We start from the raw sequence: 23,297 nt of genomic DNA on the forward strand, positions 1-23,297 counted from the left end.
TTCTACTGCAAATTGCCTGGATCGGCGTCGATCGGAGACAATTGTGCAGCGAGTTTCAAGCGTGACAGCGTTCTTTCCGCGCTCTGTTCGAAGCGTGGCGCTGTCGGTGCATTTGGAGAGCGTGCATGTTTTCAAAGTGGCATTTGCCGATGATTGTCGGCGCTTCAATTTCCCTTTTCTCGGCGACAAACGTGGCGGCGCAGGATGCGCAGCTTCCCACAGTCACGGCCGCCAAGCCGGTTGTGCGCGATGTGATCGATAGCGATGAGTTCATCGGCCGCTTCGAAGCGGTCGACGAAGTTGCCATCCGCGCCCGCGTCGGGGGGTATCTCGACGAAGTGAACTTCACCGACGGCGCCCTGGTGAAGAAGGGCGACAAGCTCTTCGTCATCGACCAGCGCCCTTACCGCACAGCGCTGTCGCAGGCCGAGGCCGCGCTCGAATCGGCGCGCTCGTCTCTCGCCTTTGCCGAGACCCAGTTCAAGCGCACGGAATCCCTGACCGGAACCGGCACGCTCTCCGTTTCCACCCTCGACGATCACCGTCGCGAATTGCTCTCGGCGCAGGCCAGCGTGCGCGGAGCGGAAGCGGCGGTCGAGCGCGCCAGGCTCGATCTCGACTATACGACAATAACGGCACCGCTGACCGGGCGCGTCGATCGCCGGCTGATCTCGACCGGCAACCTGGTTCAGGCGGATCAGACCGTGCTGACGACGATCGTTTCACTCGATCCGATCGACTTCTATTTCGACGTCGACGAGCGGCGTCTGCTTTCCTATGCGCGGGTGGCCCGCGAACGCGGCAGCGCGCTGCAGGAGGGCGGCGGCTCGCTCGAGGTCATGGTCACGATCGCCGATGCCAATGAGGCGCCGTTCAAGGGCAAGCTCGATTTCGCAGAAAACCGGCTGGATCAGGCAAGCGGCACGATGCGGGTGCGCGCCCGCTTTGACAATCCCAAGTTCGTGCTGCAGCCGGGCCTGTTCGGCCGCGCCGAGCTCGAGGGCTCAAACTCCTATAAGGCGGTGCTCATTCCAGATGAGGCTATCGGCGCCGACCAGAACGAGCGCATCGTCTACGAGGTGCGCGAAGACGGCACCGTCGTCACCAAACCGGTGCGGCTCGGCCCGAAGCTGCACGGCTACCGCGTCATCCGCAGCGGCATGACCGGCGATGAAATCATCGTCGTCAACGGCCTGATGCGGGCCCGACCCGGCACCAAGGTGAAGGCCGAGATCGTCGAGTTGCCTCCCGAAGCTCAAGCAGCGGGGACGGCTCAATGAGATTTGCCCACTTTTTCGTCGACCGGCCGATCTTCGCATCGGTGCTTTCGATCGTGCTCTTGATCGTCGGCAGCATCGCCTACGTCCAGCTGCCGGTGGCGCAGTATCCGGAAATTGCCCCGCCGACGATCGTCGTACGCGCCGCCTATCCGGGCGCTGACGCCGAGACCATCGCCAACACCGTGGCAACGCCGTTGGAGCAGGAAGTCAACGGCGTCGAGAACATGCTCTACATGTCCTCCTATTCGACCGCCGACGGCTCTATGGCGCTGACGATCACCTTCAAGCTCGGAACCGACCTCGATCAGGCCCAGGTTCTGGTGCAGAACCGCGTCTCGATCGCCGAACCGCGGCTGCCGGAAGAAGTCCGCCGCATCGGCATCACCACGGCGAAAAGCTCGCCCGACCTGATGATGGTCGTGCATCTGTTGTCGCCGAATGAGCGCTACGACCAGCTTTACGTGTCGAACTATGCCCGTACCCGAATCCGCGATCTGCTGGTTCGTCTCGACGGCGTCGGCGACGTCATCCTGTTCGGCGAGCGCGAATATGCGCTGCGCGTCTGGCTCGATCCGGAAAAACTCTCGGCCTACTCGATGACAGCCGGCGACGTCGTGCAGGCGTTGCGCGAGCAGAACGTCCAGGTTTCGGGCGGCTCGATCGGCGCGCCGCCGACACCGGGCGACAGCGCATTTCAATACACCGTCACGACCGACGGCCGTTTCAGCGATGCCCGGCAGTTCCGCTATGTCATCGTCAAGGCGACGGAAAGCGGGCGTCTGGTGCAGCTGCAGGACGTGGCGCGCATCGAGCTCGGTGCCCGCGAATATGTCAACAACAGCTATCTGGACGGCAGCCCGGCCGTGGCCCTCGGCATCTTCTCGCGGCCGGGCACCAACGCGTTGGACGCGGCCGCCGCGATCCAGAAGGTTATGACGGACGTTTCGAAAGACTTTCCAGACGGTCTCGAATACCGGATCGTCTACAATCCGACGGAGTTCATTTCCGAGTCGATCAACGAGGTCTACAAGACGATCGGCGAAGCCGCCATTCTGGTGGCGCTCGTGGTTCTCGTCTTCCTGCAATCCTGGCGCACGGCGATCATCCCGATCGTTGCGATCCCCGTGTCGTTGATCGGTACCTTCGCATTTCTCTATGCCTTCGGCTTCTCGCTCAACATGCTGACATTGTTCGGCCTGGTGCTGGCGATCGGCATCGTCGTCGACGACGCCATCGTCGTGGTCGAGAACGTCGAGCGAAACTTGGCGCGCGGCATGACCCCGCGCGAGGCGTCGCACGTGACCATGGATGAAGTGGGAGCCGCGGTCATCGCGATATCGCTGGTGTTGACCGCCGTCTTCATCCCAACGGCCTTCATCCCGGGGATTGCCGGCCAGTTCTATCTGCAGTTCGCCGTCACGATTTCTGTGGCGACGGTGATCTCTGCTTTCAATTCGCTGACGCTCTCGCCGGCACTTGCAGCGATCCTGTTGAAACCGCACGAAAACAATCACCACGAAAGCCGCAACCCGCTCACCCGGTTTGGCCGCTCGCTGGCCAACGGCTTTAACAATGGTTTCGACCGCATGGCCGAAGGCTATGCCTGGATCGTGCGCAAGCTGGTTTCGACTAAAACGGCGCTCGCTGCGGCGCTCATCGTCTTCGTCGGCCTTCTCGGGGCCACCTGGTACATGGCGCAGATCGTGCCGAGCGGCTTCGTGCCGACCATGGACCAGGGCTACGCCATCGTCGTCATCCAGCTTCCGGATGGGGCTTCGCTCGATCGTACCGATGCGGTGGTCAGGCGCGCCTCGAAGATCATCCAGGAGGTGCCCGGCGTGAAGAACGCCGTCGCCTTTGCCGGCTTCAACGGTGCGACCTTCACCAACGCCTCCAATTCGGGCGTGATCTTTGCCTCCTTCGAGAGTTTCGAAGAGCGCTTGAAACACGGCCAGGGGGCCAACCAGATCATCGGGCAGCTCTATGGCAGCCTGCAGAGCATCCAGGAGGCCTTCATCATCGCGGTTCCGCCGCCGTCTGTGCGTGGCATAGGCAACTCAGGCGGCTTCAAGATGCAGATCATGGATCGGCAGAGTTCCGACATGCGCCGGGTGCTGGGACTTGCCTACCAGATGATGGGGGCCGCCAATCAGACCGAGGGGCTGACCGGGGTCTTCACCACGTTCTCGGCGTCGAGCCCGCAATACTTCCTGGCGATCGACCGCGACAAGGCGAGGACCTTGAACGTGCCGATCCCGAATATCTTCGAGGCACTGTCGATCAACCTCGGCACATCCTATGTCAACGACTTCAACGCCTTCGGCCGTGTCTACCAGGTGCGTGCGCAGGCCGACCAGCAATATCGCCTGGAGCGGGACGATATTCTGGCGCTGAAAGTCCGCTCAGCCACTGGCGCCCTGGTGCCGATGGGCACGCTCGTGGAGATCCGCGACACGGCGGGTCCCGCCCTCGTGCAGCGCTACAACATGTACGTATCGGTGCCGATACAGGGCAACCCTGCGCCCGGCGTTTCTACCGGCACGGCTCTCGACAAGATGGAGGCGCTCGCTGCTCAGATCTTGCCGCAGGGAACGACTTTCGAGTGGACGGAGCTCGCCTTCCAGGAACGCCAGACCGGCAACACCGCGGTCTTCATCTTCGCACTGTCGGTCGTCTTCGTGTTCCTGGCACTGGCGGCGCAATATGAAAGCTGGGTTCTGCCGCTGGCGATCATCCTGATCGTGCCGCTCGGCGTGCTCTCGGCACTCATCGGCGTGTTCATGCGGGGGCTCGATAACAACGTGCTGACCCAGATCGGGCTGATCGTTCTGATCGGACTTGCGGCGAAGAACGCGATCCTGATCGTCGAGTTCGCGCGTCAGGGCGAAGATGAGGGCAAGACGCCGATCGAGGCGGCGGTCGAGGCCAGCCAGTTGCGCCTGCGGCCGATCCTGATGACCGCCTTCGCCTTCATCCTCGGCGTCGTGCCGCTGATGATCGCCACCGGCCCCGGTGCCGAAATGCGCCAATCGCTCGGAACCGCGGTGTTCTCCGGCATGCTGGGCGTAACCTTCCTCGGCCTGTTCCTGACGCCGGTCTTCTACGTTGCGCTTCGCTCGTTGCGCCGGCGCAAGACGGCTGCGGCGGGTGAACCGGAGCCGACGCCGGCCGAGTGACGCGAACGCATCGCTGTCTGTGATTTAACGCCCCGGCGGAAGCGCCGGGGCGTTTGGTTGTGAACGGGCCTGCCGGTACTGTTCGCAATGCCAGCACAATGACGCAAACGTGAGCGCGCGCTCGCCCATTGCGGCTGGACGTAACGGCGTGCTTGAACAATCCTCCTCTCGCCCGTGATGGCGGCGTTTCTCGAAAGGGGACCGTTCGCTGCAGGTACCGTGAAACGGCCGCACGATCTGTACCCAAGTCGGATTGCACTTGGGCTCAGGTCATGCGTGCGAGGTGTGAAAGGTGAAGGATGATGCTCCGCTACCTTGCCTACACTTTTGCCGCCATCTGGCTTCTGCATGTCTTCTGGCCCTCGGTCGCCCATGCGCAGGCGGCACCCGCGCAGGTGAGCCAATGTCAGGCGATCGCCGAGACCTTGCCCAAGGCGACCTTTGCCAGTTTTACGCCGGTTGCTGCCACGACGGGACAGACCGCCGCCGGCGAGGTGACAATCAGCTATCTCGGCCACTCGACCTTTCTGATCGAGACGCCGGGCGGCGTATCGATCGCGACCGACTACAACGGCTGGTTCCGCCCGGAAGCGCCGCCGACGGTGGCGACGATGAACAAGGCCCATTCCAGCCACTACACGCTGACACCGGATCCGGCGATCCGCACAGTGCTGCATGGCTGGGGTGATGACGGCGAGCCGGCACGGCACGATGTCGTTGTCGGCGATGCCTATATCCGCAACGTCACAACGGACATCCGCTCCGGCGCGATGACGATGGAGCACGATGGCAATTCCATTTTCATCTTCGAGGTGGCGGGCCTGTGCATCGGCCATCTCGGTCATCTGCATCACGAGCTTGATGACAGCCATTACCGGCAGATCGGCAGGCTCGACGTCCTGATGGTGCCGGTCGACGGCGGGCTGACGATGGGCGCCGAAAGCATGAGCCGCGTCGTGTCGCGTCTGCGTGCAGCGCTGATCCTGCCGATGCATCGGCGCGGTCCGCCGATCAATGCCTTCCTCGACATGTTCGGCGACGATTTCGACAAGAGCTTTGCGACAGGGACGAGTGTCAAAGTCTCGTTGCGTTCCTTGCCAAGCAAACCGCTGATTTATATTCTCCAGGGCGTCTGAACATCGGGATTGCCCAATGAAGTTGTCAGTGGTCGGCGTCGTTGCATTTGTGTTTCTTTCGATCGTAGCCCAGGCAACCACGGCTCTCGCCGGCGGCGCGCCGCCGCCGCGTTTGCCACCGCCCGACACGCAACAGCCCCAAACCACGCCCCAATCTACGCCACAACCAACGGCAATACCCGCCGCCGAGCAGGAAGAGTTCGTGATGCCATCCGGCAATATCGGCTGCATCTTTACGCCGGCCGGCGGTACGGCGACCTATCAGCCTGTCGACGGTGGGCCGGAATTATCCTGCGATATCATCGCGCCGCGCTACGTCAGGGCAACACTTGGACGGTCGGGTGCTGCAACGATCAATCGCGAGGTCGGCGATCCCAGCTGCTGTTCCGCCGCGCCGGTGCTTGAATACGGCGCGACGTGGTCGGGCGGACCTTATTCCTGCACCTCGGAACGGACGGGCCTTTCCTGCCGTCGCGACGACGGCCATGCCTTCGTTCTCAGCCGCGCCAGCATCTCCGCCAACTGAAAAGAAACGCCCCCTGCTGGACGGAAAGCGGCAATAAAACTATAAGGCGCCCCATTCCATTCAAATTCATGCATGCAGAGGGTGCCATGGCTGGCCATTCACAGTTCAAGAACATCATGCACCGCAAGGGCCGTCAGGATGCGGTGCGCTCGAAAATGTTTTCCAAGCTCGCGCGCGAAATCACGGTTGCGGCGAAGACCGGTATGCCCGACGCTTCGATGAACGCGCGCCTGCGTCTGGCGATCCAGAACGCCAAGGCGCAGTCGATGCCGAAGGACAACATCGAGCGCGCCATCAAGAAGGCCTCCGGCGGCGATTCCGAAAACTACGAAGAAGTGCGTTACGAAGGTTACGGCCCGGGCGGCGTCGCCGTTATCGTCGAGGCGCTGACCGACAACCGCAACCGCACCGCCTCCAACGTCCGCTCGACCTTCACCAAGGCCGGCGGCGCACTCGGTGAAACCGGCTCGGTTTCCTTCTCGTTCGACCGCGTCGGCGAGATCACCTACAAGCTTTCGGTCGGCACAGCCGACAAGGTTATGGATGCGGCCATCGAAGCCGGTGCCGACGACGTGACCACCGACGAGGAAGGCCACACGATCATCTGCGGTTTCGAAGCGATCGGTGAAGTCTCCAAGGCGCTCGAAGACACGCTCGGCGAAGCCGAAACCGTCAAGGCGATCTGGAAGGCCCAGAACACCGTGCCGGTGGACGAGGAGAAGGCACAGTCGCTGATGAAGCTCATCGACATCCTCGAAGACGACGATGACGTCCAGAACGTCTACTCGAACTTCGAAGTCTCCGACGAGGTCATGGCGAAGCTTTCCGCCTGATACTCTTCTATCTGTCCTGCATGTTCCCTTAAATCCTATCCGGTCCAAGGGCTAAAACATGCGGCAATGCAGACCGCCGCAGCGACCTTTGCGCATCCGATAGGGCGCGGACGCTGTGGATGGTGCGATCTACCCGTGTCCTGCTGGACGCGGGTTTTTCTTTGGATATCGCCGACGGGATGTCACCGATGACGTATGAATTCGCGATCTTCGATTTCGACGGCACGCTCGCCGATACCGCGGAGGGGTTCATGGCGGCGAGCAACATCGCGGCCACGCGCTTCGGCTTCCGCCAACTCTCCCTGGAGGAGTTCAAGGGGCTGCGCGCCATGAGTAGCCGCGAGATCATCGCCCATATGCGCGTGCCAATGTGGAAGCTGCCGCGGATCGCGACGTTCATGCGTCAGGAGATGGCTGCCCAAGCGCCGTCTACCCGGCTTTTCCCCGGCGTGTCGGACATGTTGACGGGATTGAAGGCGGCTGGCATCGGTATTGCGGTCGTCAGCTCCAATGGCGAAGCGGCCATTCGCACGGCGCTGGGTGAGACCGCTACTGCCGTAGACCTTTTTGAGTGCGGCGCGACGTTGTTCGGCAAGGCGCAGCATTTCAAGCGGGTCGTCAAGTTCGCCGGCATCGACCCGCTGCACGTTCTTGCAATCGGCGACGAGGCCCGCGACATCGAGGCCGCCCGCAAGGCACGCATCTCCGCCGGCGCCGTCGGCTGGGGCTATGCCGACCCGGCGTTTCTGAGATCGCTCGGACCGGATCGTTTCTTCGATCGCATGGACGAGATCCTGCCGGCCTTTCGGGCCGCGAAGGGCTGAAAGGTTACGCGGCTTTTGAAAGCTGCTGCTGCGCCTCGGCGAAGAGCCGCAGCGATTTGAGCCGCGCCGCCATGTCGAAGATCGGCATGGAGATGATCAGTTCGTCCGCCTTCGTCTGGTCGAGGAATGTCCCGATCTTCCGGCGGATGGTTTCAGGGCCGCCGACGATGGCATAGGACATCGCGTGGTCAACGAAGATCTTCTCATCCGAACTCCACAAGCCATCCATTGATGCGACAGGTGCGGGGAACCGGCCGCGGGCATTGCGTCGAAGGGCGACGAAGGATTGCTGCATCGAGGTGAAGAGGTAGTTCGCCTCCTCGTCGGTCTCCGCTGCCACGCCCATGACGCCGACCATCACGTGTGGCTTGTTGAGCGTTTCGGACGGCGTGAAGCGTTCGCGATAGATTTCGAGCGCCGACAGCAGCATGTCGGGCGCGAAATGCGAGGCAAAGGCGAAGGGCAGGCCGAGCATGCCGGCAAGGCGCGCGCTGTAGTGGCTCGAACCGAGAAGCCAGATCGGAACATTGGTGTCGGCGCCCGGAACCGCGATGATCGCCTGATTGTCGCCAACGGGCCCAAGCAGTGCCTGCAGCTCGACGACGTCGTTGGGGAAGTTGTTGGCACTCGCCTCCATGTTGCGGCGGAGCGCCTGGGCGGTGCGCATGTCGGTGCCGGGCGCGCGGCCAAGCCCGAGATCGATACGGCCGGGATAGAGCGCTGCGAGCGTTCCGAACTGCTCGGCAATCACCAGCGGCGAATGGTTCGGCAGCATGATGCCGCCGGAGCCGACGCGGATCGTCTTCGTGCCGGCCGCCACATGGGAAATGACGATGGAGGTCGCAGCGCTGGCGATGCCCTTCATGCCGTGGTGTTCGGCGAGCCAGAAGCGCTTGTAGCCGTTTTCTTCGGCCGCCTGCGCCAGGAGCCTGGAGTTTTCCAGCGACTGGGCGACACTGCCGCCTTCGGTGATCGGGGAGAGATCGAGGACGGAGAACGACGCCATGAGCAAGGCCTTTGTTGAGCAAAATTGATTGAATGCCTATGTAAGGTCAAAATTCCTCAATCCAAGGGCGCTGGCCGAGATTTCCCGCCGGGGCACTCCCCTCATGTGGATGTTTTTGTTTTGTTCACTTTTTGCTGGCAGCGTCCCGACACGCAGCATAGGGTGAAATTCATGCAGACCACGATTCGCATCATCGGCATCGATCCGGGCCTTCGCCGTACCGGCTGGGGCATCATCGAGACGCTCGGCAATTCGCTGCGCTTCGTTGCCTCCGGCACGGTGACGTCGGACGGAGACATGGATCTCGCCTCGCGGCTCTGCCAGCTGCATGACGGCCTTGCCGAAGTCGTGCACAGCTATCAGCCGCACGAGGCGGCGGTGGAGCAGACCTTCGTCAACAAGGACGCGACGGCGACGCTGAAGCTCGGCCAGGCCCGCGGCATCGCCATGCTGGTGCCGGCACGTGCGGGCCTGAGGGTTGCTGAATACGCGCCGAACGCCGTCAAGAAGGCCGTGATCGGTGTCGGTCATGGCGAGAAGCAGCAGATCCACATGATGCTGAAGGTCCTGATGCCGAAGGCCGAGTTCAAGGGCAACGACGCTGCCGACGCGCTGGCGATCGCCATCTGCCACGCGCACAACCGCTTGTCGGCGACCAGCCGGCTTGCGGCCCTGATGGGGTAGTTGCGCTTCTGCCGTTAATTTCCGATGGTCGGTCCGACCGTCCCGCAATCCATCCATGAGAGACGACGCCACATGATCGGCAAATTGAAGGGTACCATCGACGAAATCGGCGAGGATCATGTCGTTCTCGACGTCCATGGCGTCGGCTATGTCGCCCATTGTTCGGCGCGCACATTGTCGAAGCTCGGTTCGGCGGGCGAGGCGGCGGTGTTGTTCATCGAAACCTATGTGCGCGAGGACCAGCTGAAGCTGTTCGGCTTCCTGAGCGCACTGGAGCGCGAGTGGTTCCGCCTGCTGCAAAGCGTGCAGGGGGTGGGCTCCAAAGTGGCGCTTGCGCTTCTGTCGACGCTGACGCCGGGCGAACTTGCAAACGCCATCGCGCTGCAGGACAAGACCTCCGTGTCGCGCGCGCCGGGCGTCGGCCCAAAGGTGGCCGTGCGCATCGTCACCGAACTGAAGAACAAGGCGCCGGCCTTTGCCGGCGAGATGTCGGGCACGATCGGCCTCAAGCAGGAACTGGGCGAGGGCGTTGCCTCAGCACCGGTTTCCGATGCCGTGTCGGCGCTGACCAATCTCGGCTACTCGCGCGACCAGGCGGCAAATGCGGTCGCCGCGGCGCTGAAGAACGCCGGCGAGGATGCCGACAGTGCCAAGCTGATCCGGCTCGGTCTCAAGGAATTGGCGCGATGACCGCTTGCCTTGTCGGGCCGGCCGATGCAAAACGGCCATATTCTTTGACACCATGCATACGAATGCCCGATCGATTGGAACGGATGGATGACTGATGCCGCACGCCTGATAACGCCCGACAAGCGCGGCGAAGATCTCGATGCGACCATGCGTCCGCAGTCGCTGGACGAATTTACCGGCCAGGCGGAGGCGCGCGCCAACCTGAAGATCTTCATCGAAGCGGCCAAGAACCGCGGCGAGGCGCTTGATCACGTGCTGTTCGTCGGGCCTCCCGGCCTCGGCAAGACGACGCTGGCGCAGATCATGGCCAAGGAACTGGGCGTCAATTTTCGCTCGACCTCCGGGCCCGTCATCGCCAAAGCGGGCGATCTGGCAGCGCTTCTGACCAATCTCGAAGAGCGCGACGTTCTGTTCATCGACGAAATCCACCGCCTCAACCCGGCGGTCGAGGAAATCCTTTATCCGGCGATGGAAGACTTTCAGCTCGACCTCATCATCGGCGAGGGGCCGGCTGCGCGCTCGGTGAAGATCGACCTGTCGAAGTTCACGCTGGTGGCGGCGACCACGCGCCTCGGCCTTTTGACCACGCCGCTGCGCGATCGGTTCGGCATTCCGGTACGGCTCAATTTCTACACCGTCGAGGAACTGGAATCGATCGTGCGCCGCGGCGCCCGGCTGATGGGGCTCGGCATGACCGATGACGGCGCGCGCGAGATTGCACGACGGGCGCGCGGCACGCCGCGCATCGCCGGTCGCCTGTTGCGCCGCGTGCGCGATTTTGCCGAAGTGGCCCGGGCCGAAGCGGTGACGAAGACAATTGCCGACGAGGCGCTGACGCGGCTGCTCGTCGACAATATGGGGCTCGACCAGCTCGATCGTCGCTATCTCTTCATGATCGCCCAGAATTTCGCCGGCGGCCCCGTCGGCATCGAAACCATCGCTGCGGGTCTTTCCGAACCGCGCGATGCGATCGAAGACATCATCGAGCCCTATCTGATCCAGCAGGGCTTCATCCAGCGCACGCCGCGCGGTCGGGTGCTCACCGCCAATGCCTGGAAACATATCGGCCTCAATCCGCCGAAAGAGGTCGAGGCGGCCCAGTTTCGATTGACGCTCGAGGACGAATGAATGATCACCCGCCGCGGGCTTTTGAAGTTTCTCGGCGGCGGCATCGCCAGCATGGCGGCACTCGGCGGTTATGCCTTTGCCATCGAGCCGCTCGCCCGGCTGAACGTGACGCGCTATGCGCTCACGCCGCCTGGCTGGACGCCGGGCCTGAAGCTGCGGGTGGTGGCATTGGCGGACATCCACGCCTGCGAACCCTGGATGTCGGCCAATCGCATCGCCTCGATCTGCCGGCAGGCCAATGCGCTCGGTGGCGATATCACCGTCCTTCTCGGCGACTACGCCGCCGGCATGAACCTGGTGACGCGCTACGTGCACTCCAGCGAATGGTCGAAGGCGCTGGCAACACTCGAAGCGCCGCTCGGGGTGCATGCAGTCATGGGCAATCATGACTGGTGGGAGGACAGGACGGCGCAGAAGAACAGCGGCGGTCTCACCTTCGGCCACAAGGCGCTCGCCGACGTCGGCATCAATGTCTACAGCAACCGCGCCATCCGGCTTGAAAAGGACGGGATGGGCTTCTGGCTCGCCGGCCTTGAAGACCAGCTTGCGCTGGTGCCGGGCAAAAAGTGGATGCGCAAGTACATGCAAGGCCTCGACGATCTCGACGGCACATTGGCGCAGGTCGACGACGACGCACCGGTGATCCTGCTTGCCCACGAACCGGATATTTTCCCGAAGGTGCCGTCGCGCGTCGCCTTGACTCTATCAGGCCATACCCACGGCGGGCAGGTCCGGTTTCTCGGCCATGCTCCCGTCGTGCCCTCCCGTTTCGGCGATCGTTATGCCTACGGCCATTTGGTCGAGGGAGATCGCAGTCTGATCGTTTCTGGCGGGCTCGGTTGCTCGATTGCGCCGGTCCGCTTCGGCGTGCCGCCGGAGATCCTGGTCATCGATCTCGGCTGATAGGCTCCCGGCCGCATGGCTTAGGCGCGTGGCCGAATGACGTATTTCGGCGTTGCCGCGTGCCCGCTATGATCCGGCAAGGAAAGAGCCGACCGTCGACGCTCGTCGAGCGCGTCCCGTTGCCTCAACCGCTTTCATGATGGCGGCGGCAATTCGAAATCCATCCATCGAAGGGAAGAGTGCATGCTGGCGCGGCGCGGGTTTCTCAAGCTTCTCGGCGGATTGATGATGGCTGGGTTCGGCACCAGCGCCTATGCCGTCGGCGTAGAGCCGTTGAAGCGGCCGCTTGTGACGTCCTACGCCTTGCGACCCGCCAATTGGCCGTCAGGGCTGAAGCTGAGGATCGTCGTTCTGGCGGATATCCATGCCTGCGAGCCCTGGATGCCGGTGAGCCGGATAGCCGGCATCTGCGATCAGGCCAGTGCGCTTGGCGGCGACATCATCCTTTTGCTCGGCGACTACATGAGCAGCCTGCGCCTGACCGGCTTCGTCGAGCCCGCCCGTTGGGCCGATGCATTGGCGCGGCTGAAGGCGCCGCTCGGCGTCCATGCGATCATGGGCAACCACGATTGGCTCAACGATCCGGTTGCCAGCCGAGCGGGGCATGGTCCGACGCTCGCGCACAGGGCGCTCGCCGGCGTCGGTATTCCCGTTTATGACAATCGTGCACTGCGCCTGGAAAAGGACGGACGATCCTTCTGGCTCGCGGGTCTCGCCGATCAACTCGAGCCGAGCTATCCGGCCCCTGATGGCTCCGGCATGATCCCGGGGCTGGATGACTTGCCGGGTACGCTGGCGGGTATCGAGGGCGACGAGCCGATCATTCTCATGGCTCACGAGCCGGACATCTTCGTCGACGTGCCCGCGCGTGTTTCGCTGACACTCGCAGGTCATACCCATGGCGGCCAGGTGAGGCTCCTGGGGTATTCACCGCTCGTCCCGTCGCGATACGGCAACCGTTATGCCTACGGACATATCATCGAGCGGGACCGGCACATGATCGTCTCGGGTGGACTGGGGCTTTCGAACTTGCCGATCCGGATCGGATCACCGCCGGAGATCGTTGCCATCGACATCGGCTAGGATCGTCACTGCCGTTGCCGTCACGATCTCGAGGCTATATCGCCAAGGAAGATGCTGAATATCTGTGTATGGAGTATGTCTACTTTATTGTATTCTTATTTTAGCCATATCTGCGCCGCGCTTTGAGCCGATTTCGACAGTAACAAGACGCCGGGCGATTAAGGGCATTAGCAGTATCACATGCCGTCCAGGGACAGACAGAAGCGGTTATAGTTCAGCGTAGATTTCATTCAGTCTGAGGGAATTTTTAGGGTGCGCCATTCGGGGTGGCGCTGTTCCCATGTGATGCTGCCGATATCGAAAAGGTACTTTCAATGGGTCTCATGTTTCTGATCAATACGCTGAGCCTCGATCCAGTCGCTGCACTCAAGACGGGTCTTCGCATACTCCATTTCATCGGCTTGGCGCTGGGATTGGGCGCTGCTACCGTTCTCGATCTGATGATCGTGCGGTTCTTCATCAAGGGGAAAGTGACCCCGGAACACTGGGCGGTGTTCCACTTCGGGTCGAAGATCGTGAATTGGGGCCTGATCCTTCTGTGGGTCACCGGCTTCGGCTTCCTTGCCTATTACGGCTTTTTCGAACCGATCAAACTCGGCAATGAAAAGGTCTGGGCGAAAATGACCATTGTCGCCATCCTGACGGTCAATGGCGCCTTCATCCATGCGGTGATCCTGCCGAAGGTGAAGATGCAGATCGGCCGTTCGCTGATGGAAGGCATGTCGACCAAACAGCGCAGCACCTTCCTCATCTCGGGTGCCGTATCGGCAACCTCCTGGTACGTGCCGTTGATGCTCGGCGCATTGCCGCAGCTCAACTTCGTCGTTCCGATGACGGTGATCCTGATGGCTTATGGCGTGCTGCTCGCAGCGGCGATCGTCATCTCGCACAGCCTTCTCTTCGTGCTTCCGGCGGACAAGAAGCCGGCCGTGCAGATGAAAACGCGGGTCGAGCCGATGATGGGTCTGCCCTCTGTTGCTTGATTTTGGGGGATCACGGGTCTGAATTTGACCCGTGACCGAAAGGAAAGGCCCGGCGTCGCACACGACGCCGGGCCTTTCTGCTTTGGGCGGTGCGAATGGCCGTGGCGAACAGGTGAGCGTCAGGCGAGCAGGCTCGCCACGCTTGCTTGGAGCCGTTTCAGCCCGCCCGGCTGCCAGCCCAGTGCGCGGATCTTCTCTGTATTCATGGTGTTGAACGCCGTCAGCACGGCCGGGGCGGGAAGGGCATGAGGGCTTCCGCTGATATTCTTGACCAATGCCAGGATGGCACGATTGTCTATGAGGAAATCGGAGACGTTGAACACGCCGTCCGGCAGGCTGCTCGATGGTGTTTCGAGGACAAGGCGCACGGCGGCGGCGACATCGTCACCATGCACCTCGGTGCCGGCGCGCGGAACAATCGCACCACCCGAAAGATAATCATCGAAAAGCGACTGCCATTTGTGACAGCCGCCCCGACCTGGCCGTCCGTAGACACCGGTCACGCGCAGGCTCACCGCCTTGAAACCGTCCGTGTTCAGCTTGGCGAGTTCGTTTTCGGCTTCCAGCTTGAGGGCGCCGTAGAGGCTGTCAGGGTGGCAGGGCGTCTCTTCAAAGAGGTCTGCTCCCGGCGATTGCTTGCCGTAGACGGCGCGGCTCGACAGGAAGACGCACCGCTTTATCCCCTGGTCGCGCGCGGTTCGAAACAGGCTGGCCGAGCCATCGAGATTGCTGCGGCGGAACCCTTCCGGGTCACTCCCTTCGCCGCCACGATAACGGCCTTCGACATGCTGGAAGGCGGCGTGGACGAAGTGGTTGACGTGGCGGAAGGCAGGGCTCTGGTCGATATCCGGGTCCAGTGTCAGCGCAACGAAGGCCACGGGTTTCGAAAACAAGGCGGGAGCGGGCGGCGTGCGGCCGCCGACAACCACGTCGTATCCGCTCGCCAGCAGATGCTCGACGATGAAGCGTCCGACAAAGCCGGTGCCGCCGGTGACGAGCACGCGACTCATGACGGGACCGGATTGGCGAGAGTTGCGATGTCCGGAATGCCCTCGCCGGTCAGATAGGCGAACCAGAGATCGATCAACGGCTGAAGCTGCTCGGCGCGGGGGTGATCCTTCTCCCACGGCTTTTCATACTGATAGTGCAGCACGCCGATCGACGACCAGTCCCAAAGATCGGGCAGGTTGAACCAGACATATTGCAGCATGTTCATGGTCACCGGCAGGCCGTGCCAATCGGGAAAGAAGGTCTGCAGGAAGGTCTGGTCGGTACGCGGCCAGAAGGCGTCGGGCGCATCGAGCCTGTCGAGCATTGCTGCGAACGTCACCGTCGATGGTTCGGCGACAAAGACGCCCGAATTCAGCCGGTGAAAATCGGCAAGGCTTTCATAAACATTCGGCGCCGCGGAAAACTCCGGGTAGTGAAAGAGCCGGTCGATGTTTTTGAGAACGATGGCGTCCGCATCGATGAACACGCAGCGACGGTAGGCCGTCAGTTGCCAGAGCCGCAGTTTGCAGAAATTGTCGAGCGGTGAGTGAAAGGCCGGCTTGCGCCCCTTGGTGAACGGCGCCTTGTCGTGGACGTTGCGGCGGGTGTGGCGTTCGTTGAAGGCATGCGAGAGCGGCAGCAGATCGGTTTCGACAAGGCGGCAATCGAAGGCCGAAAGCGGCGCGAGTGCCTCGGCCGACACGCCGCCCGTGTGGAGGACGACGATATCGGCCGAGGTCTTCGTCAGACGGATCGAGCGGGCGAGCGCGCGGGCGCCGAGCGCATAATCATCGTTGGTGACGAGCGTCACGAACGCATGGTTGGAGGCGGCGGGGGAAGAGGGGCGGAGCCCCTCCAGTTGGTCTTCGATCGATGTCATGAAACGGATTTCAGCCGCTTGCCCTCGGGATCATGGTTGATGCGCGTGGCGATATCCCTGGTCCAGGCGGACATGGCCGGGACGCGCGCGCGATCGACGCGATAGGCGAATTTTTTGGCGACATCGACGATTTCGGACAAGAGGCCATCTCGGAGGCGGGTCGGATCAAGGCCGAGCGACAGGAACTTTTCGTTGTGTACGACCAGCTCGTTTTCCGCCGCTTCCTTGCGCGGGTTGGGCAGCCAGGCGATCTGCGAGCCGGATATTGCAGCGATCATTTCGGCGAGATCGCGCACACGATGGGTTTCGGTCATCTGGTTGAAGATCTCGACACGGCTGCCGCGGGCCGGCGGCTGCTTCAGCGCCAGCTCGATGCAGCGAACGGAATCCTGGATGTGGATGAAGGCGCGCGTCTGGCCGCCGGAGCCATGAACGGTCAGGGGATAGCCGATCGCTGCCTGGATGAGGAAGCGGTTGAGGACGGTGCCATAGTCGCCGTCGTAGTCGAAGCGGTTGATCAGCTGGGGGTGTCGGCGGGTCTGTTCGGTATGGGTGCCCCAGACGATGCCCTGGTGCAGATCGGTGATCCTGAGGCCGTCGTTCTTGGCGTAGAACTGGAACAGCAATTGATCCAGGCACTTGGTCATGTGGTAGATCGAGCCGGGATTGGAGGGGTAGAGGATCTCCTGGCTCACGGTTTGCCCTGCCATCGTCTCGATTCCCACGGGCAGATAGCCCTCGGGGATCGCCGCGCCGACGGTGGAATATCCGTAGACGCCCATGGTGCCGAGATGGACCAGATGCGCGTCAAGTTCGAGTTCGACCAATGCGTTCAGCAGATTGTGGGTGGCATTGACGTTGTTGTTGACGGTGTAGTTCTTGTGCCGGTCGCTCTTCATCGAATAGGGCGCGGCGCGCTGTTCGGCGAAATGCACGATCGCGTCGGGGCGATGGTCCGCCAGCCAGTTCTTTAAGAGATCGTAGTCGCGGGCAAGATCGATCAGGTTGAAGTGGATGCGGCGGCCGGTCTCGGCATGCCAGATGCGGGTGCGCTCCTGGATCGAATCCATCGGGGTCAGGGATTGAACACCAAGTTCCGTGTCGATCCAGCGGCGCGAGAGATTGTCGAGGATGTGAATGTCGTGGCCGGCATCGGAGAGATGAAGGGCCGTTGGCCAGCCGACGAAACCATCGCCGCCGAGGATCGCAATCTTCATGCACGGATCTCCTGATCAGGAAGGAAAGCTGTGCCACGTGTAGGATAGGATTGTGACAGGGCTGCAATGCTTGCAAATGCGTTTTTGTTCCTGCACAGGATCTGGGAAATTCTAGTCGGAGAGAAGCATGTCCCTGATCTCGCTTGCTGGCGAATTGACCGAAGACGGCCATCGGCTGGTCCAGCGCGTCTACTATGAAGACACCGATTTTTCCGGTGTCGTCTACCATGCCCGCTACCTGCATTTCATGGAGCGTGCCCGGACGGATTTTCTGCGGCTCTTGGGTGTGGAGCAGGCGACGCTGGCGATCGAAGGGGACAGCGAAGGGCTCGTTTTCGTCGTGCATCGCATGGAGATCGACTTCAAGGCGCCGGCGCGCATGGACGATATCCTGACGATCGGCACGGTCACCGAGAAAGCCGGCGGCGCCAAGATGGTACTGCTGCAGGAGATCTGGCGCGATGGCCAGCTGCTGATCGCCGCCAAGGTGATCATCGCCGTCATCAATGGCCAGGGCCGCCCCCGCCGGCTGCCCGAAGCGCTGGCGACAAAATTTACACGGGCAAGGCAAAGCGCAGGCTAAGTCGGTCCCGTTGCGAGCATCGCAGCGTCCGTTTCGAAGGGCGCTTTTGTTGCCGGAAGGCCGCTTAAAAAACGAGCCTAAGCGCTTACTCGGGCAGCGCGTCCAGAATCTTTCTGGTCAGGGACTGCCTGGTGTCGCCAAGGTCGGACCAGGGGTCGACGCCGCTTTCGATCCGTTCAAGGATTTCGGGAATGTGGAAACCGTTGGCCGCATCGAGATCTGAAAGCTCGCTCCAGCTGACGGGCGTCGCCACCGGCCCGCCGGCGCGGGCCCGGGTGGAGTAGGGGGCGATCGCGGTGGCGCCGCGCTCGTTCCTCAGCCAGTCGATGAAGATGCGGCCCTTGCGCTTCGCCTTTGACATGGTGGCGATGAAATGGTCCGGATCGCGATCGGCGAACCCCTGGGCAAAGGCCTTGGCGAAGCGTTTGGCTTCGTCCCAGGGTGCGCGGGGCGTCAGCGGAACGATGACATGCACGCCCTTGCCGCCGGTCACCATCGGCACCGATTTCAGGCCGATCTCGTCGAGCGCAGCGCGGAGGCTTAATGCTGCCTTCTTGACGGTCGTAAAGCCGACGCTCGGATCGGGGTCGAGGTCGAACACCAGCCGGTCCGGCGTCTCCAGCTTGTCGACGGGCGATCCCCAGATGTGGAATTCGAGCGTTCCCATCTGAACCGCGGCGACAAGCCCCTTGGCGTCGCGCACATACATGTAATTCTCGGTATCGCCGGAGGATTCCTTCACAGGCGTCTCATGGATTTCGCCCGGAAAACCCTCGCTGGCATGCTTCTGGTAAAAGCATTGGCCGCGACCACCCTGCGGACAACGCATCAGCGAGAGCAGATGACCGCCTGCAAAGGGCAGCATCTTCTCGGCCACGACCGCGTAGTAGTGGGAGAGATCGAGTTTGGTGATGCGCTCACCCTCGAACAGCTCACGCTCCGGATGCGTGATGCGAATGCCGAGAACGGTGTCGTCCGCATCGCGGTTCGCCTCGCGCGATGTCTTGCCCCGAGCACGCTGGGCTTTGCCCGAAGCGCGTTTGGCGGTGTCTGGTGTGTGTTCGGCACGCGCTTTGGGCTCTTTCGTTACCTTCGGTCTTTCGAGTGTCACGGTCTTTGCCTCCTTGTCGCGGCGCAGCCCTTCGAAGGCGCCGTGACGAATGTGTCCGTCGTCGGTGAATTCGGCGAAGTCGACCTCGGCGACCAGATCGGGTGTCAACCAGATTGCGTCTCGGGCGATCTCATCCGGCACTGTCGCGAAAGGTGGCGTTTTGCGCCGGCGTTTGGCAAAGGCGTCGGCAAGCTCTTCCATCCGCGCCTCGTCGAAACCAGTGCCGACCCGGCCCTGGTAGACAAGTTTGCCATTTTCGAACGTTCCGACGAGCAGCGAGGCGAAGGCGCGTCCCTTTTTCGCGGAAGGAGAATAGCCGCCGATCACGAATTCCTGGCGTTTCGTGCATTTGATCTTCAGCCAACTGCGCGTGCGCCGGTTCTGGTATGGGGCGTCCGCTTCCTTGGCAATGATGCCTTCCTGGCCGGACTTGCACATGGCGGCAAAGACCTCGGCGCCGTTGCCGCGCACATGCTCGCTGTAGAGCACCGTGCCGGACGGGCCCATGGCATCGAGCAAGGCTTTCAGCTCACGCTTTCGTTCGACCAGCGGCGTCTTGCGCAGGTCGCGGCCATTCAGCTCCAAGAGATCGAAGGCATAAAAGCGGATGTCGCCGCCGTGTTTCAGCGCTTTCTGCAGTGCCGAGAACGACGAGCCTTCACCGCCTGCCGCCACTGCCTCGCCGTCCAGCAGAGCCGAGTTGCAGTCGAGTTCTGCCAGCGTGTCGGCAATCGTGTGAAACTTCTCGCTCCAATCGAGCCCAGTGCGCGTGTAGCACACGGCCTCGCCGCCACCGACCGCCACGAGCAGCCGGTAGCCGTCGAATTTCACCTCGTTCAGCCAGTCGTCGCCCTCAGGCGGCGCTGAGACAAGCGTGGCAAGTTGCGGATTTTGAAAGGGCGGCGGTTTGCCTGATCGCTTCTGCGTCATTCGTTTCGGGCGCTCCTCGGCGATTGCACCAGCCTTCACGTTGGCGGCGGCGCTCTTTTCAGACTGCCAGACGTGTTTCTTGCTTTCGCCTTTTCCGTCGGCAATCTCCGTCATGGTGCGGCCGGTAAAGACGCTGGTCATGTGGTTCTCGATCAGGCTTTCGCCATAGTCGGAGGCGACCTCGTCGGTCTCCTTGATCAGCAACCAGTTTTCGCGCTTTTCGCCCGGACGCGGTCGCATGCGCACCAGCGCCCAGCCGCCTCGCATGCGCTCGCCATGCAGGTGGAACTTCAGCTTGCCTACTTGCAACCCTTCGTCAGGATCGTTGTCGGGTTCCCACCAGCCGGCGTCCCAGAGCATCACGGTGCCGCCGCCATACTGCTTTTCCGGGATCGTCCCTTCGAAATCGCCATAGGCCATCGGGTGATCCTCGGTGCGCACCGCCAGCCGCTTGTCGTCCGGATTGAGGCTCGGTCCGCGGGTCACCGCCCAGCTCTTCAGGACACCGCCCCACTCCAGGCGAAAATCGTAATGCAGCCGGGTTGCATCGTGTTTCTGTACGAGGAAACGCTTCTGGCCCTTGCGCGCCGGTGCCGCCTTGCCCACGGGCTCACCTGTCTTGGAAAAATCGCGGCGCCGGTTGTATTCGGAAAGCGGGTTCTGGCGGGCAGCCATCGGTCACCTCACGCGGATTTGCGGCGGCGGGCGGTCGAGGCCGGTTTCGCTGGCGGCTTTTTGCCGCTACTTTCGAGACTCTTTTTCAGGGCCGACATCAGGTCGATGACGTTGTCGCTTCCAGATGAAGCCCGTTCGTCTTCATCCACCGAGACGCGGGCCGCCTTGCCCTTCATCTTGCGCTTGACCAGATCTGTCAGCGCGGCGGTGTAGTTGTCCTTGAAGACGGCGGCATCGAACGGCGCCGTCTTGCGGTCGATCAGTGCGGTTGCGACATCAAGCAGCTCCTTGTCCGCCTTCTTGCCTGACAGGCCGGAGAACAGCGGGTCCGCCTTGCGCAGCTCGTCGGCGTAGCGCAGCGTCTCCAGCAGGAGGCCGTCGCCGCAGGGTTTGACCGCAACGAGATATTCCCGGCCCCGCAGAGTCAGCTGGCCGAGCCCGACCTTGGAGGCAGCCCGCAGGGCATCACGCACAACCCGATAGGCATCCTCGGCAAGGTCGTCGGTCGGCACGAGATAATAGGGCTTGTCGAAATAGATCGGTGATATGTCGCTCGCGCCGACGAACTGCACGAGCTCCAGCGTCTTCTTCGTCTCCAGCTTGATCGAATCCACTTCCTTCGGCTCCAGCAATACGTATTTGCCGGGTTCGTATTCGTAACCCTTGACGATGTCGTCGGTGGCCACAGGTCCGATACCGTCGACGACCTTTTCATAGTGCACGGGCTTGCCCGACGGCTCGTGGATCTGGCGGAACGAGACGTTGGCGCCGGAGCGTGTGGCGCTGAAAAGCTCGACCGGGATCGAGACAAGGGAAAGCCGGAGCTGGCCCTTCCAGAGCGCGCGGGAAGGCATCAGCGTTCTCCGTTCAATGGTTTGGCGGTCTGTGCGCGGGCTGCATCGTGGGCGAGGGCCTGCTCGATGCCTGCGATGTCTTCGCTGGTAATGGCGGGGATGGGATCGGCGACGATGGCCTGCAGCACTTCGCTCGACAAAACGCCGTTGGCGAGTGCCTCCTCGAGGGCGGCGCGCGTTTCGCGCTCGGCCTTCAGCTGCGCATAGAGCGCGAGAATCAGGCGGTCGCGCTGATCGAAGCGCTGGGCGGCGGCTCGCCGGTCGCGGTGTCGTGTCGTTTGCGTGTTCATGCCCCGAAAACGTCCGCCGCGCGGGGAAGTTCCGCGATGGGCACGCGCAGACGACTGCGGCCGGAAAGACACAGTCGCGGTAACACTCCCTTAACCATAATGGTGTCTTAATCAGCCCATCAGGATTTGTGCAGCGCACGTCATCCTTTGACCAAAATTGACGGCAAGAAGGCAACCATAAGCTAATAAAGGTCGCGATGGTGCGACCAGCGGCGGCGCCGGGGCACTCTTGCAACAGGACGTTTGGGCTACCCGGTCACGAGCATGAGCCGCTCTTGCCGGGTGTTTGGATTCGGGGACTGAAAACGATGGAACAGGTTGGATTGGCCGCAGCCACACACGATGTGAGCCTCTGGTCGCTCTTCATGCAGGCGGGCCTTGTCGTGAAGCTGGTCATGCTCGGGCTGATTGCAGCCTCCGTGTGGACATGGGCGATCGTCGTCGACAAGACGCTGAACTACGGTCGTGTCCGTCGCCAGCTCGACGGTTTCGAGCAGGTGTTCTGGTCGGGCCAGTCGCTGGAAGAGCTGTACCGCACCCTCTCCGACCGCCAGACGGCGGGCATGGGCGCGATCTTCGTGTCGGCGATGCGCGAATGGAAGAAGAGCTTCGAGCGCGGGGCGCGTTCGCCGATCGGTCTGCAGATGCGCATCGACCGGGCGATGGACGTGACGCTTGCCCGTGAATCGGAATCGCTCGAAGCGCGCCTCGGCTCGCTCGCGACCATCGGCTCGGCGGCACCCTTCATCGGTCTTTTCGGTACCGTCGTCGGTATCATGACCTCGTTCCAGGCGATCGCCGGTTCGAAGTCGACCAACCTTGCGGTCGTGGCGCCCGGTATCGCCGAAGCGCTCCTGGCAACCGCCATCGGTCTGCTCGCCGCTATTCCCGCCGTTATCGCCTACAACAAGTTTTCCGCCGACGCCGGCAAGCTGTCGGCGCGCATGGAAGCCTTCGCCGACGAGTTTTCCGCGATCCTGTCGCGGCAGATCGACGAGAAGCTGCAGAACCCGCGCCAGGCGGCGCAGTAATCGCCAGAGAGCACGGAGACCAAGCTGATGGGTATGTCGGTTGGCGGAGCCAAAGGTTCGGGTGGCGGTCGTCGTCGCCGCGGCGGCAAGAAAGCGATCATGAGCGAGATCAACGTCACACCCTTCGTGGACGTGATGCTTGTGCTGCTGATCATCTTCATGGTCGCTGCACCGATGATGACGGTCGGCGTGCCGATCGACCTGCCGGAAACGCAGGCAAAGGCGCTCAACTCCGATACGCAGCCGATCACCGTTTCGGTCAACCCGGCAGGTGAAATCTACCTGCAGGAGACCGCGATCGCGATCGACGAGGTCGTGCCGAAGCTCGAGGCCATCGCCACCACCGGCTACAACGAACGCATCTATGTTCGCGGCGACACCAATGCCGATTACGGCACGGTGATGAAGGTCATGGCGCGCATCTCGGCAGCCGGGTTCAAGAACCTCGGTCTCGTGACGCTGCAAGAACAGGAAAAGTGATCGT

22 protein-coding genes are annotated in these 23,297 nt (G+C 62.2%); 15 read left to right on the forward strand and 7 right to left on the reverse strand.

Annotated elements, in window-relative coordinates; translation table 11 throughout:
• Positions 1-125: 125 nt before the first annotated feature.
• From AC07UR_RS25930 to AC07UR_RS25955, 6 genes are all read left to right on the forward strand, one after another.
• On the forward strand, positions 126-1,280 hold the full coding sequence (locus AC07UR_RS25930; RefSeq protein ID WP_209791642.1) for an efflux RND transporter periplasmic adaptor subunit: 1,155 nt from the start codon (positions 126-128) through the stop codon (positions 1,278-1,280).
• Positions 1,277-4,456 (forward strand): efflux RND transporter permease subunit, encoded by a 3,180-nt coding sequence (locus AC07UR_RS25935; protein WP_209791644.1) that lies wholly within the window; start codon positions 1,277-1,279, stop codon positions 4,454-4,456. Before AC07UR_RS25930 ends, AC07UR_RS25935 begins: the two co-directional genes overlap by 4 nt.
• A 299-nt stretch (positions 4,457-4,755) precedes the next feature.
• Positions 4,756-5,592 carry an MBL fold metallo-hydrolase gene (locus AC07UR_RS25940; RefSeq protein ID WP_209791646.1) on the forward strand — a complete coding sequence of 279 codons (837 nt, stop codon included), beginning with the start codon at positions 4,756-4,758 and terminating at the stop codon, positions 5,590-5,592.
• Between the two features lie 16 nt (positions 5,593-5,608).
• Positions 5,609-6,118, forward strand: coding sequence for a DUF6636 domain-containing protein (locus tag AC07UR_RS25945; RefSeq protein WP_209791648.1), 510 nt, complete (start codon positions 5,609-5,611; stop codon positions 6,116-6,118).
• A gap of 86 nt (positions 6,119-6,204) precedes the next feature.
• Positions 6,205-6,951, forward strand: coding sequence for a YebC/PmpR family DNA-binding transcriptional regulator (locus AC07UR_RS25950; RefSeq protein WP_173423599.1), 747 nt, complete (start codon positions 6,205-6,207; stop codon positions 6,949-6,951).
• Between the two features lie 119 nt (positions 6,952-7,070).
• Complete coding sequence (locus AC07UR_RS25955) at positions 7,071-7,775, forward strand: HAD hydrolase-like protein (protein WP_234941986.1); 705 nt, start codon at positions 7,071-7,073, stop codon at positions 7,773-7,775.
• A gap of 4 nt (positions 7,776-7,779) precedes the next feature.
• Here the strand turns inward: AC07UR_RS25955 and AC07UR_RS25960 are convergent, their stop codons facing one another.
• Entirely contained in the window at positions 7,780-8,781 is a 1,002-nt protein-coding gene (locus AC07UR_RS25960) for an LLM class flavin-dependent oxidoreductase (RefSeq protein WP_209791649.1), read from the reverse strand.
• A gap of 171 nt (positions 8,782-8,952) precedes the next feature.
• Here AC07UR_RS25960 and ruvC point away from each other — a divergent pair, with 171 nt between their 5' ends.
• The 6 genes from ruvC to AC07UR_RS25990 all read left to right on the forward strand — a co-directional run bounded on the left by ruvC (position 8,953) and on the right by AC07UR_RS25990 (position 14,252).
• Positions 8,953-9,465: a crossover junction endodeoxyribonuclease RuvC gene (gene ruvC, locus AC07UR_RS25965; protein WP_209791650.1), complete on the forward strand. Its 513-nt coding sequence runs from the start codon at positions 8,953-8,955 to the stop codon at positions 9,463-9,465.
• 72 nt (positions 9,466-9,537) lie between these two features.
• A complete protein-coding gene (gene ruvA, locus AC07UR_RS25970; RefSeq protein ID WP_209791651.1) occupies positions 9,538-10,155 on the forward strand; it encodes a Holliday junction branch migration protein RuvA in 618 nt (205 codons plus the stop codon).
• 87 nt (positions 10,156-10,242) lie between these two features.
• Positions 10,243-11,283 (forward strand): Holliday junction branch migration DNA helicase RuvB, encoded by a 1,041-nt coding sequence (gene ruvB, locus AC07UR_RS25975; RefSeq protein ID WP_209791652.1) that lies wholly within the window; start codon positions 10,243-10,245, stop codon positions 11,281-11,283.
• Positions 11,284-12,186, forward strand: a complete 903-nt coding sequence (locus AC07UR_RS25980; protein WP_209791653.1) for a metallophosphoesterase — start codon at positions 11,284-11,286, stop codon at positions 12,184-12,186.
• Between the two features lie 183 nt (positions 12,187-12,369).
• On the forward strand, positions 12,370-13,269 hold the full coding sequence (locus AC07UR_RS25985; protein ID WP_173423594.1) for a metallophosphoesterase: 900 nt from the start codon (positions 12,370-12,372) through the stop codon (positions 13,267-13,269).
• Between the two features lie 314 nt (positions 13,270-13,583).
• The gene (locus AC07UR_RS25990) at positions 13,584-14,252 is read left to right on the forward strand and encodes a hypothetical protein (RefSeq protein WP_176354913.1); all 669 of its coding nucleotides are present in this window, start codon (positions 13,584-13,586) and stop codon (positions 14,250-14,252) included.
• Between the two features lie 119 nt (positions 14,253-14,371).
• On the opposite strand, the gene AC07UR_RS25995 is transcribed toward AC07UR_RS25990, so the two are convergent.
• From AC07UR_RS25995 to AC07UR_RS26005, 3 genes are read right to left on the reverse strand one after another with little or no spacing between them, the layout of a single operon-like run.
• Complete coding sequence (locus AC07UR_RS25995; protein WP_209791655.1) at positions 14,372-15,262, reverse strand: NAD-dependent epimerase/dehydratase family protein; 891 nt, start codon at positions 15,260-15,262, stop codon at positions 14,372-14,374.
• Positions 15,259-16,122, reverse strand: coding sequence for a glycosyltransferase (locus AC07UR_RS26000; protein ID WP_209791657.1), 864 nt, complete (start codon positions 16,120-16,122; stop codon positions 15,259-15,261). Before AC07UR_RS26000 ends, AC07UR_RS25995 begins: the two co-directional genes overlap by 4 nt.
• A complete protein-coding gene (locus tag AC07UR_RS26005) occupies positions 16,119-17,339 on the reverse strand; it encodes an NAD-dependent epimerase/dehydratase family protein (RefSeq protein ID WP_209791660.1) in 1,221 nt (406 codons plus the stop codon). Before AC07UR_RS26005 ends, AC07UR_RS26000 begins: the two co-directional genes overlap by 4 nt.
• A gap of 127 nt (positions 17,340-17,466) precedes the next feature.
• Here AC07UR_RS26005 and ybgC point away from each other — a divergent pair, with 127 nt between their 5' ends.
• Positions 17,467-17,922 carry a tol-pal system-associated acyl-CoA thioesterase gene (ybgC, locus tag AC07UR_RS26010; RefSeq protein WP_209791662.1) on the forward strand — a complete coding sequence of 152 codons (456 nt, stop codon included), beginning with the start codon at positions 17,467-17,469 and terminating at the stop codon, positions 17,920-17,922.
• Between the two features lie 85 nt (positions 17,923-18,007).
• On the opposite strand, the gene ligD is transcribed toward ybgC, so the two are convergent.
• From ligD to AC07UR_RS26025, 3 genes are read right to left on the reverse strand one after another with little or no spacing between them, the layout of a single operon-like run.
• Entirely contained in the window at positions 18,008-20,638 is a 2,631-nt protein-coding gene (ligD, locus tag AC07UR_RS26015; protein WP_209791664.1) for a DNA ligase D, read from the reverse strand.
• A gap of 8 nt (positions 20,639-20,646) precedes the next feature.
• Positions 20,647-21,492: a non-homologous end joining protein Ku gene (ku, locus tag AC07UR_RS26020; RefSeq protein ID WP_209791668.1), complete on the reverse strand. Its 846-nt coding sequence runs from the start codon at positions 21,490-21,492 to the stop codon at positions 20,647-20,649.
• Entirely contained in the window at positions 21,492-21,782 is a 291-nt protein-coding gene (locus AC07UR_RS26025; protein WP_209791670.1) for a hypothetical protein, read from the reverse strand. The genes ku and AC07UR_RS26025 overlap by 1 nt, the downstream gene beginning before the upstream one ends.
• A gap of 308 nt (positions 21,783-22,090) precedes the next feature.
• On the opposite strand from AC07UR_RS26025, the gene tolQ reads away from it, so the two are divergent.
• Positions 22,091-22,813: a protein TolQ gene (tolQ, locus tag AC07UR_RS26030; RefSeq protein ID WP_077500707.1), complete on the forward strand. Its 723-nt coding sequence runs from the start codon at positions 22,091-22,093 to the stop codon at positions 22,811-22,813.
• A gap of 27 nt (positions 22,814-22,840) precedes the next feature.
• Positions 22,841-23,293: a protein TolR gene (gene tolR, locus AC07UR_RS26035; protein ID WP_173423585.1), complete on the forward strand. Its 453-nt coding sequence runs from the start codon at positions 22,841-22,843 to the stop codon at positions 23,291-23,293.
• Positions 23,294-23,297: the final 4 nt, after the last annotated feature.

Source organism: Ensifer sp. GW821-FHT05G01, from assembly GCF_059419585.1.